Origin of the sequence: Rossellomorea sedimentorum (genome assembly GCF_046237645.1) — a bacterium.
GTDB lineage: Bacteria > Bacillota > Bacilli > Bacillales > Bacillaceae_B > Rossellomorea > Rossellomorea sedimentorum.
This window is the reverse complement of record NZ_CP143546.1, coordinates 2,166,537-2,184,678: the sequence shown is the minus strand read 5'-3', so window position 1 is coordinate 2,184,678 and position 18,142 is coordinate 2,166,537. Positions and strand designations below refer to the sequence as shown.

19 protein-coding genes are annotated in these 18,142 nt (G+C 38.9%); 17 read left to right on the top strand and 2 right to left on the bottom strand.

The features are described from left to right. Positions 1-72: 72 nt before the first annotated feature. On the top strand, positions 73-1,689 hold the full coding sequence (gene aspD / locus V1502_RS10775; protein WP_409250652.1) for an aspartate 4-decarboxylase: 1,617 nt from the start codon (positions 73-75) through the stop codon (positions 1,687-1,689). 310 nt (positions 1,690-1,999) lie between these two features. Here the strand turns inward: aspD and V1502_RS10770 are convergent, their stop codons facing one another. Further along, positions 2,000-2,206: a hypothetical protein gene (locus V1502_RS10770; protein WP_409250651.1), complete on the bottom strand. Its 207-nt coding sequence runs from the start codon at positions 2,204-2,206 to the stop codon at positions 2,000-2,002. Positions 2,207-3,572: 1,366 nt separating this feature from the next. On the opposite strand from V1502_RS10770, the gene V1502_RS10765 reads away from it, so the two are divergent. The 8 genes from V1502_RS10765 to V1502_RS10730 all read left to right on the top strand — a co-directional run bounded on the left by V1502_RS10765 (position 3,573) and on the right by V1502_RS10730 (position 9,313). Further along, positions 3,573-3,683 carry an SEC-C metal-binding domain-containing protein gene (locus V1502_RS10765; protein WP_409254330.1) on the top strand — a complete coding sequence of 37 codons (111 nt, stop codon included), beginning with the start codon at positions 3,573-3,575 and terminating at the stop codon, positions 3,681-3,683. A gap of 346 nt (positions 3,684-4,029) precedes the next feature. Next, positions 4,030-4,179, top strand: a complete 150-nt coding sequence (locus V1502_RS10760; RefSeq protein ID WP_409250650.1) for a hypothetical protein — start codon at positions 4,030-4,032, stop codon at positions 4,177-4,179. A gap of 102 nt (positions 4,180-4,281) precedes the next feature. Beyond that, on the top strand, positions 4,282-4,812 hold the full coding sequence (locus V1502_RS10755; protein WP_409250649.1) for a hypothetical protein: 531 nt from the start codon (positions 4,282-4,284) through the stop codon (positions 4,810-4,812). A 205-nt stretch (positions 4,813-5,017) separates the two neighbouring features. Beyond that, the gene (gene lepB, locus V1502_RS10750; RefSeq protein WP_409250648.1) at positions 5,018-5,980 is read left to right on the top strand and encodes a signal peptidase I; all 963 of its coding nucleotides are present in this window, start codon (positions 5,018-5,020) and stop codon (positions 5,978-5,980) included. Positions 5,981-6,267: 287 nt separating this feature from the next. Further along, positions 6,268-6,747 carry a hypothetical protein gene (locus V1502_RS10745; RefSeq protein WP_409250647.1) on the top strand — a complete coding sequence of 160 codons (480 nt, stop codon included), beginning with the start codon at positions 6,268-6,270 and terminating at the stop codon, positions 6,745-6,747. Between the two features lie 152 nt (positions 6,748-6,899). After that, positions 6,900-7,643 carry a DUF5694 domain-containing protein gene (locus V1502_RS10740; protein ID WP_409250646.1) on the top strand — a complete coding sequence of 248 codons (744 nt, stop codon included), beginning with the start codon at positions 6,900-6,902 and terminating at the stop codon, positions 7,641-7,643. Positions 7,644-8,116: 473 nt separating this feature from the next. Beyond that, a complete protein-coding gene (locus V1502_RS10735) occupies positions 8,117-8,602 on the top strand; it encodes a DUF1456 family protein (RefSeq protein ID WP_409250645.1) in 486 nt (161 codons plus the stop codon). A gap of 3 nt (positions 8,603-8,605) precedes the next feature. Beyond that, positions 8,606-9,313, top strand: a complete 708-nt coding sequence (locus tag V1502_RS10730; protein WP_409250644.1) for a M48 family metallopeptidase — start codon at positions 8,606-8,608, stop codon at positions 9,311-9,313. A 179-nt stretch (positions 9,314-9,492) separates the two neighbouring features. On the opposite strand, the gene V1502_RS10725 is transcribed toward V1502_RS10730, so the two are convergent. Beyond that, on the bottom strand, positions 9,493-9,975 hold the full coding sequence (locus V1502_RS10725; RefSeq protein ID WP_409250643.1) for a DUF4367 domain-containing protein: 483 nt from the start codon (positions 9,973-9,975) through the stop codon (positions 9,493-9,495). A 158-nt stretch (positions 9,976-10,133) separates the two neighbouring features. Between V1502_RS10725 and V1502_RS10720 the strand changes: the two genes are divergently transcribed. From V1502_RS10720 to V1502_RS10685, 8 genes are all read left to right on the top strand, one after another. Beyond that, a complete protein-coding gene (locus V1502_RS10720; RefSeq protein ID WP_409250642.1) occupies positions 10,134-10,475 on the top strand; it encodes a hypothetical protein in 342 nt (113 codons plus the stop codon). Between the two features lie 258 nt (positions 10,476-10,733). Continuing rightward, positions 10,734-11,267 carry a DUF421 domain-containing protein gene (locus V1502_RS10715; protein WP_409250641.1) on the top strand — a complete coding sequence of 178 codons (534 nt, stop codon included), beginning with the start codon at positions 10,734-10,736 and terminating at the stop codon, positions 11,265-11,267. Between the two features lie 234 nt (positions 11,268-11,501). Continuing rightward, positions 11,502-12,515 (top strand): DUF3231 family protein, encoded by a 1,014-nt coding sequence (locus V1502_RS10710; RefSeq protein ID WP_409250640.1) that lies wholly within the window; start codon positions 11,502-11,504, stop codon positions 12,513-12,515. Positions 12,516-13,337: 822 nt separating this feature from the next. Further along, entirely contained in the window at positions 13,338-13,928 is a 591-nt protein-coding gene (locus V1502_RS10705; RefSeq protein WP_409250639.1) for a hypothetical protein, read from the top strand. 881 nt (positions 13,929-14,809) lie between these two features. Next, positions 14,810-15,220, top strand: coding sequence for a hypothetical protein (locus V1502_RS10700; RefSeq protein WP_409250638.1), 411 nt, complete (start codon positions 14,810-14,812; stop codon positions 15,218-15,220). Positions 15,221-15,307: 87 nt separating this feature from the next. Continuing rightward, a complete protein-coding gene (locus V1502_RS10695) occupies positions 15,308-15,721 on the top strand; it encodes a hypothetical protein (protein WP_409250637.1) in 414 nt (137 codons plus the stop codon). Between the two features lie 252 nt (positions 15,722-15,973). Beyond that, complete coding sequence (locus V1502_RS10690) at positions 15,974-16,114, top strand: hypothetical protein (RefSeq protein WP_409250636.1); 141 nt, start codon at positions 15,974-15,976, stop codon at positions 16,112-16,114. A gap of 242 nt (positions 16,115-16,356) precedes the next feature. Next, entirely contained in the window at positions 16,357-18,135 is a 1,779-nt protein-coding gene (locus tag V1502_RS10685) for a metallophosphoesterase family protein (RefSeq protein WP_409250635.1), read from the top strand. The last annotated feature ends 7 nt before the right edge of the window (positions 18,136-18,142 follow it).

The following is an 18,142-nucleotide window of genomic DNA, read 5'->3' as shown; positions in this document are numbered from 1 at the left end:
AGTCATATTCCAACACACGAAGTGGAATACTCTTCCTATGAAGACAGCAGTTTACCTAGGAGGAGGTACTTTATGAAAGACCCAATGAAGGAGAGTCAAGAATTACATAAGATCAGTCCGTTTGAATTAAAAGACAAACTCATTGACCTTGCTACAGGGAAGAAGAGGATGACGCGGTCCATGCTCGATGCCGGTCGCGGAAACCCCAATTGGATTGCCGCCACACCCCGGGAAGCGTTTTTCGCGCTTGGGCAGTTTGCTATTACTGAGTCAAGAAGGGTGTGGGATGAAGGCGATTTGACCGGCATGCCATGTCGTACGGGAATGGCCGAGAGGTTCAATCAGTATGTGAGAGACAATCAGCAGGTGCCGGGAATTTCATTGCTGAAAGATATCGTTGATTACGGAATTCAAGCGAAACAGTTTGAACCGGATGCATGGCTTTATGAATTGGTCGATGGAATCATCGGGGACAACTACCCCAACCCGGATCGGATGCTCGTCAGGACGGAACAAGTGGTGCATGATTTTATATTGAAGGAGATGTGTGGGGAGGACTCGACCTGCGGCACATTTGATCTGTTTGCCGTTGAAGGAGCAACGGCTGCGATGTGTTATATATTTGAGACGCTATATAAAAATCACGTGCTTCCTAAAGGGTCGAAAATCGCTCTGATGGTTCCAATCTTTCCACCATACATAGAGATACCGGAACTCCCTGACAACAACTATGAGCTTGTGAAAATCAAGGCAACGGATATCGATGAGGAAGGCCATCATACGTGGCAATATCCTGCTGAAGAGTTGGAAAAGTTAAAGGATAAGGACATTAAGGCATTGTTCATCGTGAACCCGAGCAATCCGCCGTCTGTGGCGTTGAATGAGGAGTCCGTTGAACAAATTATCGATATCGTCAAGCAGGATAATCCTAATCTGATGATCATTTCCGATGATGTGTACGGAACCTTTGTGGAAGGTTTTCGCTCATTGATGGTGGATCTGCCTTTCAATACAATCGGTGTGTATTCCTTCTCCAAGTACTTTGGCGTGACGGGCTGGCGGCTGGGAACAGTGGCCATCAATGAAAACAATGTGTTTGATAAGTTGATAAAAGAGCTGCCGGAGGAAAAACGAGATGTACTGAATAGGAGGTATGCCTCGCTGACACAGAATCCTGAAGAGCTGAAGTTCATTGATCGAATGGTAGCCGACAGCAGGGATGTAGCGTTGAATCATACAGCAGGATTATCCACGCCTCAGCAAATCCAGATGGCGATCTTCTCGATTTTTGCCATGCTGGATACCCAGAATGAGTATAAGCAAAAAACGAATGATATCTTACATCGCAGAATGAATCTATTATACGAAGGTCTTGGTTTGCCGAAAAAGCATTTACCGAACGACGCTGATTATTATACGAAGATCGACTTGGAGATTTGGTGCAACCACCATTTTGAAGAGGGGTTCCTGGACTACTTGAAATCTAATTATAAGCCGGAGGATATTTTATACCGCCTGGCCGAAAAGTCATCGATCGTATTGATGAGCGGCGAAGGCTTCCTGGCGCCAGCATGGTCCATTCGTGTGTCGCTTGCCAACTTGGAGGATGAAGCATACTCACGAATAGGGAAGGAGCTGAAAAAGGTGCTGGATGATTATTTGGCAGAGTGGAAAGAAGGGAAAGGATGATTATTAAAAAGGCTTGATGTTAGATAAAAGAAAGGTTTGAAATAGGGAATTGAACTAAATTAAAAATGGTATCACATAATATTATTATGTAAACATTGAGTGAGCTGGATGAGAGAAGGAGAACTCGATTATCCAGCTCTTTGCATTGGTTTTCTAATGTAATATTTTATCGATGATATTTTAATGAAAGGGTGTAAAAGGATTTTACGCTGGATGACTATCCTTATTAGAGGCTAAGAGGCAAGTCTGAGAGGGTTTTAAAATATAAAAGTAAAGCGGAGTTTTAATAGAGTGAGACAGAGTCCCCATTTCAGCTTTCGATCCGCTTTTCCAATTGATAGATGCGCTTATCCATTTGAGTAAGTCTGCTGTTAATATAATCAGTTTCTGAGTCCGTCTTCTTTTGTGTGATTTTCAACAACCTAACGACATCCTCAGTTTGTGAAACTTCGATTCTGTTTACAGTTTCTTCTACTTTTTTCACAGTTACTTCTACTTTTCTCAGTCTATCATTCACTTCTACTACTCATTCTTGCCCTTCTCTTAACTCTTGCAAGATCTGTTTTAAAGTTTCTTCCATTTCAAACACTTCCTTTTGAGTCATTATACCACATTGTTTCAACTCTCTTATACCAGCTTATTGTTTGATTAGCGTTCATTATTGGTTCCTTTCCTTTCACCATGTTACACTAATAGCAATTATTTGTTCTGAGAAGTAACTCCTATCAGCACTAAGGACCAATAAGGGGGAAGTTTGAAAATTCAGCCCTCAGTGTCTGTTTATAACAAAGTAAGAAGGTGACAGGATGAGTGACAAGCAATTGGAAGATGCATTATCAGAGTTACATGAATTAATGGAAGACGAGGAAATCAAGCAGTACAAGAAGCTTTGGACTACCATCAATATCCCACTATCACTAAATGAAGGATTAAGTAAATATACAAAAAACGAGTTGGATAACATACGAAGAAACATGAATGTCCCGAATGCGAGCACTCTGAAGAAGGCTGATCTGATCAAAGTGCTCGAAGAATGGATTCGTGAACTGGGTAATCAATACCTGAATTGGGATCAAGAGCGTTTCGGGTTGTTAATCAGGATAGCGAAAAGCGGGGGATATCTCCCGGCCGGCGACCTGGATTGGGATCAAGTCGCCTATTTACGTGCTTCAGGATTGATTTATTCAGGGACCAATGCTGGAAAGCAGATTTTGGCTGTTCCCGAAGAACTGATAGATGCTATTAATAAACTGGCTAAGGATGCAGAAGTCCAGTCGTTAATCAGTAAAAACACAGAATGGATCAAGCTCACAAAAGGGCTGCTGTATTATTATGGAACATTAGAATTTACCACTATAATTGAGCTGATGGAAAAGTATACTGGAGAAACGTTGCCGCTTAGGCGATACCTTGATGTCATATATGAAGCTCGCTATTATCGTAGTGATGACTTCTATATAGATGGTGATGGGTTTTCCAACGGGTGGGTAGTCGATCCTAAGGCAGTTTTACAGGAACATGAAGCTCGAAGTAATGTCGACTACTACCCATTTACCAAACAACAGCTGCTTGCCGCCGGTGAACCGGATTACATGGACCGGAACAAGCACTACTTACAATTCGTCAACCATCTTGTAAAGAATTTTGATATAGAAAAGGACGAAGCGGATGAACTTGTAGAAGAATGTGTGTATTTGACGAGAGATGGTCATAGCCCCAACGAAGTCATGGAGTTATTAAGTCATTCTTTAGAGTTTGACTCGCTGGAAACGGTCCAGACCATAATGGATCAGCTGGTTCCATTTCTGAATAATACCCGGCAATGGTTCTTAAAAGGGCATACGCCTATAGAATTAAGGACTGGTGAGAAAACCCATTTACAGCTGGTCCATTCCGCGGGCTCTCCTCAAAAAAAGGAAGCAGGAAAAGTCGGCCGGAATGAACCTTGCCCCTGCGGAAGCGGGAAGAAGTATAAGAAGTGTTGTGGGAGATAGATGAACGATGATAAAAAGCTGCCTTTGAAAATGGTTTTCGGGTGCATTTTGTCATTAAAACTGACCTATGAATTGGCATAGGTCAGTTTTTTTTATATTAAAAGATTCACCGTGTAAATCTCAGTACAAATGCCAAGCTTTTTAATCCTGACCACAGCTAGTGTCCTCGAAAAAAAGGTACCAGGTGTCAATTGCCTCGCGGTTTTGTCGGTCATAAACAAATCACAAACTTTAAAGTCGGAAATCTAACTTGTGGTAAAATAAGGATACAGAAAGAGATGTAAAATTCCATTAAAGCGTTAATGGAATTATCCTGCTAAAGAAATGGAGGGTAATAATTAAGTACATGAATTATTTAAAAGCAGTCATTTCTATAGTTTTAGGATCATTTTTAGCTATTGCTTTATTATCGTTTCTTGGGAATGGTGAGTTTGTTCAACTCTTGCTTTTGGGTGGTATTGTCGGTTTACTCTTTTACATAGCAGTTAAGCAATAATATGAAGAAAAGTGAGCGACCTTAAATTGAAGGTCGACTGTATATAACTAGTATCCTATTCAATAATCGGACAGGAAAGTCAAATAAAAGTGGAGGTAGATGATGGGAAGGAAGATAGTGTTACCGTTAATGATAGTTTTGGTTTTTTTAACTTTTGTATATTCAGCAGCTAATCGACCTGATTCCATTGAAGAAGCAATAAAAGAAGCTGGTATAGAAGTTACAGAGGTATTATACCATCAAGCAATAAACAACAATAAAGATTCAGTAGTAATTTATAAGCTTAAAGATATTGATGGTGTAAAAATAGGATTAGTGAATGGTGAAAGTAACATGGGGTGGAAGTGGGAAAGTAATTTAGGAGACATTGGAAGAGTGGGAGACTTAGATAATGGTTTTTCTTCAAATTATATATCACTGCCAGATAAAAATTACTCAATTTTATTCGGTTCCATAAGAAATCAAGATATTGAAACTGTAACTGTGGGCTATTCATTCAGTCCAGCAAAATATGTTGAATTAGTCAATGTAGATGACAAAATGACAGTATGGTTTACCAAGTGGAATATAGATGACCGCAAAATTATTGTGAAAGCAACTGGTGATGACAGTTTTATAAATGAAGAATTGTGATTGTACTAAAAGTAAAGGTTGCGTTGATCTAATCAGGGTTAACGTTTTTTTGTTGAAGTTATTGGATGAACGGGGCAGTTTAGTTGAAAATACTTTTTCAAAAAAATTGCAATAAATTTATTCAAATATCGTCTAATAATACAAAGAGATATAGGGAAGTGAGAAGTGTTTTTTGAGGAAATCAAATAGGAGGTGTTGTTGATTTTTGAAAAGGTTAATCGTAAGTTTATTTTGTATTCTACCTTTAATCGGCTGCCAGCAAGACAATTCTGTTAGCGGAATCATCACTGATGAAAACACAAAACCAGAAATTGAACAATTTTCAGATGCATCTTCTCATACAGTAGTGGAATACACTTCAGGGGGGATGAGCAGGGGTAACCATGAATACGAAAGAAATGTCGTTATGGATGAAGATTATTACAATGAAAACTCCTTGGAAAGAGGAGACGTGATATATTTTGAAACACCTGAAATCGACAAAGAGAAGTATCCGAATCTTCATCCCAATGTAATGGATATATCAAGGGTGGTCGCTCTGCCAGGAGAAACAATTGAAATAAAAGATGGAAATGTCATTATTGACAACAAGCAATTGAACACGTTCTATGGTTCCTCTCTAAGTTTAGGAATGACACAGGAAGAGTATCTGTCTTATTTGGATGAACAAAATGCAACCTATGATGAAAAGAGAGTGAGTGAATATTTTTCTAGAAATATGAAGGAAATTGAGCTATCTGACAATGAAATATTTGTTTTGGGAGATAACGGTTATAGAAGCATAGATAGCTCAATTTTTGGTCCGCTTTCAATTGATGCGATTACAGGAAAAGTGATTGGAACGAAGAAAAATCTAAATTTTGATGATAATGTGGCAGAAATTGAGATAGTTGATTGGGAAACAGAGGAGCATGTTGGCAAAGTTGATGATAAGCAGTTTATCAACGAACTTCTTGACGACCTAAATATTGCTGGTACACTCTCAACAAATGGATTGAAATTTGACAAACCACCTTACAAACTTTTATTTAAAAATAATGGTGGAGAAATACTGCATAAATTAGGTTATTATAAATCGTCTGTTCTAATGGGGATTTCAGGACAGTATTGGGAGTTCAACCAAATTTATGGATTGAGCAAAGAAATTCCACCTGAATTTTTTGATTAGGACGAAATTGTTGAAAATAATACCCACCACCCTAGATTTAATTTATGTTTTAAATGAAATAGAAATATAGGAAATAAGAGAAATAAGATATGTATCTTCCGTTATTGGAAGCGTTGACCTAAGAAGGATTAACGCTTTTTTTGTTGAAGTTATTGGATGATCGGGGCATTTTATCAGATGAAGAAATAGCCCTAAAAGAATTTCTCTTGAGGAAATATTAGAAAAGTTGAACAAATTTATGATACCCTGTAAACAAATAAGCAATTTCCAGAAAAAGGGGGGGTGAATTGAGAAGCTGGATGATCATTATATTTGTATCTCTTCCTATTATATTAGGTGGATGTAATGTATCCTCAAACAATGTTGATGAGTCGCTGGAGAATTCAAAAGAAGTAAAGGAACTTAATTATACATTTGAAGGGGAAAGTAAAAATTGGGAAGCTGAACTGGTTTTCATTGGTGAAGAAACTTTCATCAAAAATCAAGAAGGAGAAATAGACGATTATACCACGAAAACTCAAAGCGATTTTCAACTAAAATATAAGGGCGAATTAAGTGAAATTGCTGGGAGTACTCTATTTTATTCTTATGATACTGGTTCTGGAGGTAGCGAAGGGACAAGAGAAAACTTAGATAAGAAAGTATTTGAGTCTCACGGAAGCTCCAAGAACGGCGATATTGTCCCGCAGGATAGCATTGTTGAAGTAACAGTCGAATGGGATGGCGGTAAGGAAAGTTTTACAATGGAAAATACAAATAATCAGTAACTTGTTCTTGTACAACAAGAATCATTTAATGGGGCGATTGCTGAACAGAGTAGTCGCTACTTGGTTGTGCTAAAAAAGGTTTAGGAAGAACAATGGATTTCATGATTAAACATAGACGGTATAAAAATACTGAAATCCGGAGGGGGATAATTATGGAGCAGCAGAAACAACAGAAACCTAAAGTAATGGTGTTAGGTACCTTTCATATAAGATTTACACCAGATATTTATAGAGAGGAATTCGATGATTTGTTAACTGAAAGAAGGCAAAATGAAATAAGGGAAGTTGTAGAAAAAATAAAAAAGTTTAACCCTACGAAACTGGCTTTTGAAGTTGTAAAAGAAGAAGAAGAGGAATTAAATCAAGAATACAGACAGTATTTGAATAATGATTTTGAGCTGAATATTGACGAAATTCATCAATATGGTTTTAGGATAGCTTCAGAGTTAGGACACAAAAAGATTTATGCAGTTGATTGGATGAAAACTGTCGGGAACAGGGGGATTGGACAGGTGTTTGAATGGGCAAAAAACGAACAGCCTGACCTTTATAAATACATAGATGAAAAGTATCGTTCACGAAGTGATTATGATTTAGCGACCAAAAGTATTGTCGACCTGATGAAAGAAATAAATGAAGAAAGTAGCGTAAAAAAAGGCCACGAAATGTATATGGCGGTTGCACGGATCGGAACTGAAGAGGACTATGTTGGTATTGATTGGCTCAGGTGGTGGTACCAAAGAAATTTAATAATATACTCGAACTTGGCTAAGATAACAAGCTCCCCTTCAGATAGAACCGTGTTAATTATTGGAGCTGCTCACATCCATTTAGTTTCCCAATTTTTAAAAGAAAGTGGAATGTTTGATATAGAACCAGCTATAGCTTACCTTTAATTAATGCAATAGGTTTTTTATGAAAGGTCGTTTAGCCAATTTATTTTTCAAGACAAAAAGACTCGTCAATTGAGGAGTCTTTTTTGCTTTTTTTGCTGCCATTTCGGGTTTCGATATGAGTTTCATTAGGGCTAATCTTTTGGATTCAAGCGTCTTAAAACGGAATCCTTTACGATTTTGAGGCAGCTTCTTAATTTTGAGATAACCAACAAACCCGCAGTTTTTTAATGTTTTGCATAACCAGATTAGAGACTTGCTTATTCTCTTGAAAACATAGCAGAAGGATAGCGTTTACTAGGTTTCCTCTCTAATGCAGACTGGGATGCGGAACCTGTCCCTCCGTCCCATTTTGGTTTTACCATCAATTCAAACTATGTAACAAGACCATAAAGTGGTAAGCTAATAGTTCAGTGTCATGGCTCAACAAATTAGATTTAGTGCAGGACACGTGCAAAATATCAGGAGGTTTATCAATGAATATAGATAATAACGATATATTGATTCGCTTACGTTATGCATTGGATATAAAAAATACAGAGATGGTGGAGATCTTCAAGCTTGGGGGCATTAATCTCTCTAAAGAAGAAGTGATGAAGGTCCTTACAAAATCAGAGGAGGATGAGGTTCAGTCGGAAAATCATTTACCGTGTGATGATGAAATGTTCGAGTCTTTCTTGAATGGATTCATCACCTTCAAAAGAGGACCTAAGCCAGGGCAGCCTGAGCGACCGGCAATTACCTATGAACACGTGAATAATCTTTTGCTCAAGAAATTGAAAATTGCACTCTCTTTGACTAGTGAAGATATGATCGAAATACTGCAGGATGCAGGGGTGACGGTCACAAAAGGGGAAATGGGCGCCATTTTTCGAAGAGAAGGACATAAAAATTATCAGGTGTGCGGCGATCGATATGCCAGGAACTTCCTAAAAGGATTAACAATCAGATACAGGGCATAAGTCATGAATCATACTTTCTCAGGTGAGACGATACATTTTGATATTAAATATAAGAACCGGAAATCCATCGGTATTTATCTTGACGGTTATGGAAATATAGAGGTGCACGCTCCTAAAGGCACGCCTGACGAGTCTGTCTTTCGGTTATTAGAAGATAAATGGGACCTCATTTTGGAGAACTCGAAAGAAAGGAAAGACCGCCTGAAGGGAGAGCAGGAAAAGACGTATGCGCAGGGTGAACCTTTTCTGTATCTAGGAAAAGCTTTTCCTATTGAAGTTCATCAGGATTCAACTATTTCTCAAGATCATATCGTGTTTAATGAAAAGACCATGGATGTGTATGTCAAACAGCATGAAGATGAACGTATCAGACAGGCCCTGAAACGTTTTTATTACCAACAGTGTAAAGCGTTGGTTGAGAAGAGTATCTCAAAACACCAACATCACTTTAAATCCAAACCGACTTCCATTCGTATTACGGATAGTACAACCAAGTGGGGAACCTGTGACTCAAAAAGGCAGCTGACCTTCAATTGGAAGCTGGCCATGGCTCCCATGGAAGTGATTGATTATGTTGTGGTTCATGAAATGTGTCACATGGTCCACCTCAATCATGACCGGTCCTTCTGGCGTCTTGTAGGTAAAATCATGCCGGACTATAAAGAGAAAGAAAACTGGCTGGCGGTATCTAATTGGAAGATGACGGTTTAGTAAAAATGAGTGAGAGCTAGGGGTGGCTGGAGTTTTCCTTTTTGATGTGCTCGAGACCGGTAATTAGTAGGAATAATATACAAAGGACATCTTTTAACTGCCATAATGAACAAAAGACTCGTCAATTGACGGGTCTTTTGCTTAATCTAATGGATAGGAAGACTGGAGATCGGCTCTATCTATTCAAATGATTCTGCCGTCTTAATCAAATCCGCTTTCGTTATTTCTTTTTCTGACTGTTTCCCGAAATAGGTGAGGTCATATGAGATACCATCTTTAGTCCATTTCAGTATCATGGCATCAGCACTATTGACAGCATATTTTCCCTTTATATCACCTATTTTTACATCTTCAAATTCCATATTCGAACTTTCAACATTCTTTCCGTTTACAACCATCAGACCCATGGTGTTCTTAATTCTTTCGTTGTCCCTGTAACTCATAAAATCAATCATCAGTACAGTGTCCTGGTTTGGTAGATGTATCACTTGTGTATCCGACACTTTAAATGGGGTTTTGGTTGGCAGTTGTGGTTGAAATGGCTTCTCTTTAAGTTCTTGTTTTAAACTTGAGTTATCAAAATCTTCGAGACCGCTGGAATCCACAATGTTCCCACAAGCTGCTAAAAATAAGATTCCGACAAACACTAATAAATTCCGCAAAAAATCCCTCCTATATAATTACTTTACGATTTATAAGGGAGAATGTTTCAAGTTACCCTTCACAAACGGATTAGTGTGAATCAATCATGAATGTCATAATCTTTCTCATAAGTATTACTAATTGAAATAATTCACTTTCTTAAAGAGGTGGGCGTAAATTGAACTTCAAACTGGAACGTGCAAAATTGCTAGCTGTAAACCTTCAGGGATTTATCGATTTGGTAAACCGGACGTATGAACAGCATCCTTTTTTTGTGTTGAAGCCCGATCTGTTGTACCGCTTAAAACTGCTTGTGGAAGAATTCCGCTTTCAATTGTTGGCCGATGAACTGAAGCGTTTGACGAGATATGAGGGAGAAGAAAAACAAACCTTGATGAATGTTGAGAAGGTCGATAAGAAGATCGCCATCATTGAAGAATATATTGAGGCTAACTATGATGATTTGTTCATTTTTTCAGGAAGGGTACATAGCATTCGGTCGAATCTTAATTCGTTTTAGTGGAGAATCATTATGTTGAGTTTGTCTTCTTCTAAAGGGGATTTTCGTTGAGGCTTTGCATTTCGAAATTTTCGGTTGGTCGATAAATTTAAAAAATCGCAGATAAATAACTGAGGATTAATTTTTTAAACCCAGAGACCGCTGATAATGGCAAACGAACAGCCAAAACAAGGAACAACGCCCAAGAGTCACACCGTTTCAGGCAGCCCCGCCCAGGGTATCAACATGATGTACTTTCAAGCTAAAGGAAGTGGTTGAATGTTTGATACCTTGCTGTTTGACGGGTGGAGGAACCTCATCCGTGCTGTAATTATGTGCCTGCTGGCCTATCCCTTTCTTCTATTTTTATTAAGACTGTTTGGCAGGCGTACTCTTGCTCATGTAAACATGTTTGATTTTATCATCACGATTACATACGGTGCGATTTTATCAACCATCCTCACGAATGATAAAGTGACGCTGGCAGAAGGAGCGGTCATTCTTTTTATGCTCACACTGCTGCAGCTTCTTATTGCCAAGTTAACGGTGAAGTCAAAACGGGTAACTGACCTCATTAAAGCCTCACCCTCATATATTTTTTATGAAGGACAGTTTTATAAAAAAGAAATGGGGAAGCATCGAATCTTAATCGAGGATCTGAGAATGAAAATCCGCAATGAGGGACTAAGTTCATTTGAAAGAGTGGAAGCCATCGTGCTCGAAGGAGATGGGTCAATTTCCATCATTAAAAAGGAAGAAGTCAGGTCAAAAGACGCGTTAATCGGAGTTCAAAATCATACTAAGCAGAACTAACCTTTCTGATTTTCTCTTTGGGTAAAAGGGCAATTTTCTCTGAACAGAGTGAATTGCTCTTTTCTTTATTGCTTTCAGAATAATCCTTGTAAATTCAGGTATAAAATAGCAACAAAGTTTTAGAAAAGATCCTAATAAAAATGCTTCAGCCAAGTTAATGTTTCCTGAATAATATTCACCATCTGAAAAATAATAACATAGTATTTATTTACTAATTATTAGAGTGGTGTAGAGATGGAAAATAATCAAGTTAGTCTAACGGCTGCAGAAATTGGGACTCTCTGGTCTGCATATATGTACGATAGCATGTCCTTTCAGTTCATTCGATTCATGAAAGAAAAGATTCAGAATCAGGACATAAAACCAGCAATTGAAAAAGCTTATGAAATTGCCTCCCGCCAGCTGTTTGAATACGAAAAAATCTTTAACGAGGAAAATCTTCCTGTACCTTACGGATTCACCGAAAAGGATGTTGAAATTAAGGCTCCCGATTTATTCACCGATACATTTAAACTGACGTACACCTTGCACATGAGCCGGGTTGGCATGCTCACTCATACTGCCAATTTATCTCTTGCAGCAAGAAAGGATGTTCGCCAGCTTTTTGGAGACTGTTTAAGACGAGTAGAGGAACTGTATCAACTGACATCTGATATAGCACTCGCAATGGGGCTTTATTTGAGAAGGCCTTACATCCCATACCCTAAACAGACGAGCTTTGTGCATGACAAAAATTATATGAGCGGGTTGAATCCCTTAACTACACCTCGTATTCTCAACGCGATTGAAATTTCTCATCTCAGTTTGAACATTGAAACCAATCAAATTGGCGTCATGTTAACATCGGCCTTCATGCAGACGGCTCAATCGGCTGAAGTGCGTAAATATATGCAAAAAGGGAAAGAAATATCAAAGAATCACATCAATAGATTTTCTGATGTCTTGCTGAGGGATGATATCCAGGCACCCATTTCGGCTGATCATGCCATAACCGACAGTACAATCTCCGCCTTCTCTGAGAAAATTATGATGTTCCAAATGAGCCTTTTAACAACTGCCGGTTTCGGAAATTATGCTTCAGCTGCAGCAGCCAGTCAACGTTCAGACTTAATGTTCATGTATGAGCGCATGTCGGCCCAAATTGGATTATATGGAAAAGAAGGCGCTAAAATCATGATAGACAATAAGTGGCTGGAAGAGCCGCCCGCTGCTCCAAATCGTGACCAGCTTGGTGATAATAGGAAGTGAAGTAGGGCATATACTGCGCGGGAGGGTTGTCCCGTTTATAACATCGGGCTATATATCATTGCAAAAAAGCACTCGAGCCAAATTTTAAGTATTTCACTTTAGAGGTACAGATCATAAGGATTCATAGTCTATAGCATACGAATTCGCACCATTATTCTTATGCTATTTTTTATGGATATAATGCATTTTATCCACTATGGTTAATTCGTTTTAATAGAAAATAACTTAACATCAAATTAAGCCCTTCGTTTGTCCAATAGGCGATTCTTTATTCCATGCCCTATAGACGCAAGGACCAAAATACTACTAGCACCATGAGATGATATCACAAGGGAAGAATTTCCACTTATGGAAGAAATGTCGAGGAAAATAGGTCAAATAGGAGGAAAATCTTCCGCTATTTACTTAAAAAACATGAAAATTGGAATAATGAGCAGGTTCAACGGTAAATCTTCCCCTTATTTACCTCTCTCCAGCTGAATTTTGGGGTTTAGCGGAAAAAATCCCCCTTATTTTAAGTCCCCTTATCTTCCCTTGGTGAAATGGATTTATTATGTGATTTACATAAGAAAAATCGGAGCATCGTTTTTCAACATCCGGCGTAATATTTGGATTATTTCCTCATGACCCTTTTGACCCTCCTGCACAATGAAACAGGGATATTAATAAGAGAGAGGAGAAAATTACTTTAAAAATATAGATTAGCTGAAGGTTAATTCAATAGTAGTCATTAAACCAAGGTGAAAGACATTAGCTATTTTTTTGAAAAGTTTGGAACTTTTTCCTCGATTTAACGTCTAATCAAAAAAGGGGGAAAAGACATTGAGAAATTCATATTACATATCTTTATTGGCGAGCTGCATTTTATCCATACTGATAACAAGCCTATCCGTCACTGCTACAAGTTGGGTTGAACTCGAACCTCAAGAGGTTGTGAATAGAGCGGAAGTCATTGTGATGGGCACCTACGATTTTACAAGTGAGCCTAAGCCGAGTGATTTTATTTTTCAAGGTTTTGAATTCACAGTTAATAGTGTATACAAGGGAGATCCTTCTAAACAATTTACAGCGGGCATTGACTATAATGATACTGGATGGGCAGAAGACTTCCAGAATAAAGGTGGAGTATTTCTCCTGTTTTTAGAAAAGAGTACGGATGCTGATTTCCTCATACCAGTTGGAGGTCCGAATGGTATGATTCAAGTTTACGAAGGAGAAATAGAAAACATCACTGAAGAAAAGAGGGATTTTTTCGAAGAATTCTTAAAATCACATACAGAAAAAACTATTGTTAGAGAAGTGGAAACCCCCAGCAATGTGATGAAAGAAATATCGTACCTGCTCTTAAGTGTAGGTATTTTCGTTGGTGGACTCTTTTTATTCTTGCTTTATCGCCGTAAAAGGAAACAATAATTTCTTTATATGGGCGAATTCTGTACAAAGCAGCCGATTTGATTGGTCTATTAACATTTAGGGTTAAAGGTGGCTCGGTTCTTCTTTAATCAAGGCTCTTCATCATCCACTTCGGACAGGAAGGGGTACGTTTCTTGTGAAATCGTGCCCCTTGGTCATCCACTTGGGACAGGAGGGGGTACGTTTCTTGTGTAATCGTACCCCTTTGTCATCAACTCCGGACAGGAAGGGTCATGTTACTTCTGTATTCGTCCCCCTTGGTCATCCACTTCGGACAGGAAGGGGTACGTTTCTTGTGAGATTGTGCCCCTTGGTCATCAACTTCGGACAGGAAGGGTCACGTTTCTTCTGTAATCGTCCCCCTTGGTCATCCACTTCGGACAGGAAGGGTCACGTTTCTTGTGAAATCGTGCCCCTTGGTCATCAACTTCGGACAGGAGGGGGTACGTTTCTTGTGTAATCGTCCCCCTTGGTCATCCACTTCGGACAGGAAGGGGTACGTTTCTTGTGTAGTCGTGCCCCTTCATCATCCACCTCGGACAGGAGGGTCACGTTTCTTTGAAGAATAGTAATACTGTAATCTCCCATAATTTATAAGTGGAAGTAGGAGGAAAAGGAAAAGACTGCGCCTATGTCTACGTTTTAGAAGGTAAAGTAGTAGGTGGTTTCCTCTAGAGGAGAAGATGCTGGAATAGGTGGCGGTTACTGGTCATTAGAAGGGAGGACTCAATATATTTTTGGTTCTACAAAAATGATCATTTAACAGAACGGGAAGGGAGATTTATCGAGCAGAATTACTTCAACTTTGAAACTTTTTCTCCTTTCGTTCGTACTACTAGATGACTGAAACTTAGGTCACGTACTTGAGGGGAGCTTTTCATATGAATTACTTTAATTGGTTTTTAATCTTTTCAATAGTTTGGGTATTATGGACTCTTCCACATTTAATTTACTATCAATACAAACACAGTATATTAATTAAGAGATTTATGAAATGGTATCTCCTTTCCTATATTCTTTCCTATATTGCAGCTTTCAGTATGAGCGCGTCAATATATTTACTGCTCTTAAATGGATTGAGTCAGCAGCGATTGAATATGCTGTCACCTGCAGTTCCATCATTATTGATGGTTTTCTCAGTTGTTTTAACATTCATGATTTCTTACTATTGCTTTCTACTATTTTCTAAAGAGGTTGAAGGCCACTCAAGGATGAGACTGTTTTTTCAATACATATTGCTAGTCGCTCTATTCACTATTGTATACGGCGCTATTTTTTTAGCATTATTTTAAAAGAAACCTAAAGTTGGAGTTGTGTCAGCTCAATGAAATATATACGGAGTAGGGTGTACTAACAAAGCTGCCATAGAGGGGGGAGCTATGAAAAAAATTGTTCTTGGAATTCTAATCATACTAGTAATTGTAGTAATTGCTTTCATCTATTCAGAGTATAGTAAAAAGCATAATTCCTATTCCACTCCAGAAGAAGCTCTTGGAAATTTAGAAGATCCAATTTTTCCAGTTTTAGAAGTCATTGATACAAAAATTTACGGAAATGTGGCTTATGTATTATTTTATTCAACAGTAGGTGAATCACCTGATTCCTATTTAGCAGCGGGCAGAATCAATAAGAATGATTATGGATGGAGTTTTCATGAAATTATCGGGATAGGTAATATTGATAAAGATAATCTAGGAATGGCAGCTGGTAAGGGTGATTACATCGTCGGATTTGTCCAAAAAGACGTTGATAAAGTAATGTTCGAAACTAAAGAGGCTGATATGATCCTGTAGGACAATAGGTATGTGAATGCATTCTTACTACACAGAGTAGATGCTAACCAATTGGAACACACTGCTTTGAAATACTTTGATAAAGAAGGTGGAGAATTACCCTATTAAAATGAAAGTTAAGATGTGGGCAATTATTATGATGTTTAATCAAGCAAATGCTGAATTTCAGCATCTATAAATTTTGTTCCGATTGGGTTGCTCTATTTGGAATTAACCCATGACTATGTCACAACAACAGGAAATATAAATAAAGTGGGGGAATTACATCATCAATTATTAAAATGGACGGCTGATAAGGGCTGCCAAAGAAGGTTAGATGCTTACATTGTAGAGGTTTATCATCCGTTGGAAAATGGCGAAGAAGTTCAGATTTACTTGCCGATTCATAGTTAAGGTATTCGCACTCTATAACCCTAGTAAAGAAAGCTCAGAGTAGACTCTGGGCTTTTTGTTCGTGATTCTATTTTTGGAAAGGACCCTTCTGGGTAGATAATGAGCCTTATCGTTGGAAGGAAAAACGACATTCAATAAAATATCATATATTTACATTCGACACTGTTTTGTTATGAAGAGTTAACAGCCAGTACATAATAGCCTGTTATGCTATTTTTGAAAGAAGCATAGGAGGGATGGATATGAACCGAAAATTTATGGGGATTGCTGGTGTACTGGTGGCTGGTGTAATGCTTGTTCCTGCAATGGGAGCGGACGGGCTGGTCAATGGTCCAATTTCTACTGTTGGTGAGCAGGACGGCGGGATTGGGGATAGTACTCATTTTACAGATGCCGTACCGAATATTGTAATAGACCCAAAGGTAAATGATATCATTTATCCCTTGTTTGGAAATCCTGCGATTGAAAAGAAAGGGGAAACCCTTACTGTGAAGATTGACAGCCAGGGAAAGGAAGCTGCCGGGTGGGGTGTGAAGTTGAAGGCCACGAATCATTCAGCATTTACTGAGACTTATAATCTTCCTGTTCATAGTGTCGCCATTGGAGAGTCGTATTGGAAGGATAGTAAGAAAATTTACGATGTGACAGTCGAGATTCCTGAAAGCATCCCCGAAGAATTATACAACTTGGAAGTTACATATACTGCCGCTGGCCAACGAAAGAGTGACCTGCAGCCACATGCTGTGAAAGTGGTTGAAGAATACAAGAAAGACTTTGAATTTCTACATTTGACGGATACACATGTCGGTTCACCGCGAAACCTGGGCAATCAAGATGATGTCTCCACTATAGACCCCGGCCGTCTGAAGGAAGCGGGCATGTGGGCTGCCAGGGAAGAAGACCGCTGGGTGTATCTGCAGAAGGCCATTAAGGAAGTCAATTTGACGAATCCTGACTTTGTTGTCGTCACAGGAGATCTGATGTATGGGCAAATGAACCCGCAGGAATATATTTATGAATATGAGGAAACATACCGCATGCTTCAAAAACTGGACGTCCCAGTCTATCTGGTGCCGGGCAATCATGATTACTATGCCCAAGACGCCACTTTGGCGGATGGAGCAAAGTATTGGGAGCAATATTTCGGGCCTCAGTACTTTTCATTTGATTATGGACCTTACGCGCATTTCATCGGATACAACTCATATGACTGGCATAAGTTTGACCGAAGCGGACATGGCACCGTATCCGTACCAACGTGGGGAGGCCAGATCAGGGAAAAGCAGTTGGAATGGGTAAAAAAAGATCTCGAAAATAATTCGAAAACGGCCAAAGGAAATCAAGTTGTTGGATTGTTTTCCCACCATAATCCAATTTGGCGTGATCGAGATATCTGGCCGTCCGATGATCCGGAGGTGCAATCGTATTGGAAGCAATATGACCAGCAGCATAATCCCCAGAACCTTGATACCTTATTACTTGGGGAAAAACTCGGTATCCAATATGACCAGCAATGGCATGGCGAAAATGCCCATGAGTTGATTGATATCATGAAACAAAATGATGTGGATATCAGCCTGCATGGCCACACGCATATCGATAATGTGACAAAGCAAGATGGTATCTTATATACAACGACGACTTCCTTGGAACTAAGCGGCAAACCCTGGTCAGGCTTCAGACCGCTTCAGGTGGAAAATGGGGAAATTACTGACTATAACTACGAAGAGCCTGGAATATCCATCCCAATCTATGAAAATGGCAATACGGAAGCCGGTGTCATGTCACTGGATGCACAATACAAACATCCTAACGATGGACATGCCTCCGAGCAAACCGTCAAGTTGTACAATCGTTTAAAAGAGGATATGACCGTCACCATTCCAATGTATCTCGTAAAAGGAAATTATGATGTTTCAGAAGGAAAGGTAAAACAAAACGTAACTTCCGGAGATAAACAATATATTGAGGTTGAAATCAGTATTCCGGCTCAAAGTATTAAAAACATTTCCGTAAGATAATGAATTA

Bases quoted from the DNA above. Each gene is read 5' to 3' on its own strand.
- V1502_RS10710 (WP_409250640.1), top strand. From the start codon at position 11,502: ATGGAAAATAATCAAGTTAGTCTAACGGCTGCAGAAATTGGGACTCTC.
- aspD (WP_409250652.1), top strand. From the start codon at position 73: ATGAAAGACCCAATGAAGGAGAGTCAAGAATTACATAAGATCAGTCCG.
- V1502_RS10740 (WP_409250646.1), top strand. From the start codon at position 6,900: ATGGAGCAGCAGAAACAACAGAAACCTAAAGTAATGGTGTTAGGTACC.
- V1502_RS10735 (WP_409250645.1), top strand. From the start codon at position 8,117: ATGAATATAGATAATAACGATATATTGATTCGCTTACGTTATGCATTG.
- V1502_RS10730 (WP_409250644.1), top strand. From the start codon at position 8,606: ATGAATCATACTTTCTCAGGTGAGACGATACATTTTGATATTAAATAT.
- V1502_RS10685 (WP_409250635.1), top strand. From the start codon at position 16,357: ATGAACCGAAAATTTATGGGGATTGCTGGTGTACTGGTGGCTGGTGTA.
- V1502_RS10700 (WP_409250638.1), top strand. From the start codon at position 14,810: ATGAATTACTTTAATTGGTTTTTAATCTTTTCAATAGTTTGGGTATTA.
- V1502_RS10755 (WP_409250649.1), top strand. From the start codon at position 4,282: ATGGGAAGGAAGATAGTGTTACCGTTAATGATAGTTTTGGTTTTTTTA.
- V1502_RS10715 (WP_409250641.1), top strand. From the start codon at position 10,734: ATGTTTGATACCTTGCTGTTTGACGGGTGGAGGAACCTCATCCGTGCT.
- V1502_RS10760 (WP_409250650.1), top strand. From the start codon at position 4,030: ATGAATTATTTAAAAGCAGTCATTTCTATAGTTTTAGGATCATTTTTA.
- V1502_RS10695 (WP_409250637.1), top strand. From the start codon at position 15,308: ATGAAAAAAATTGTTCTTGGAATTCTAATCATACTAGTAATTGTAGTA.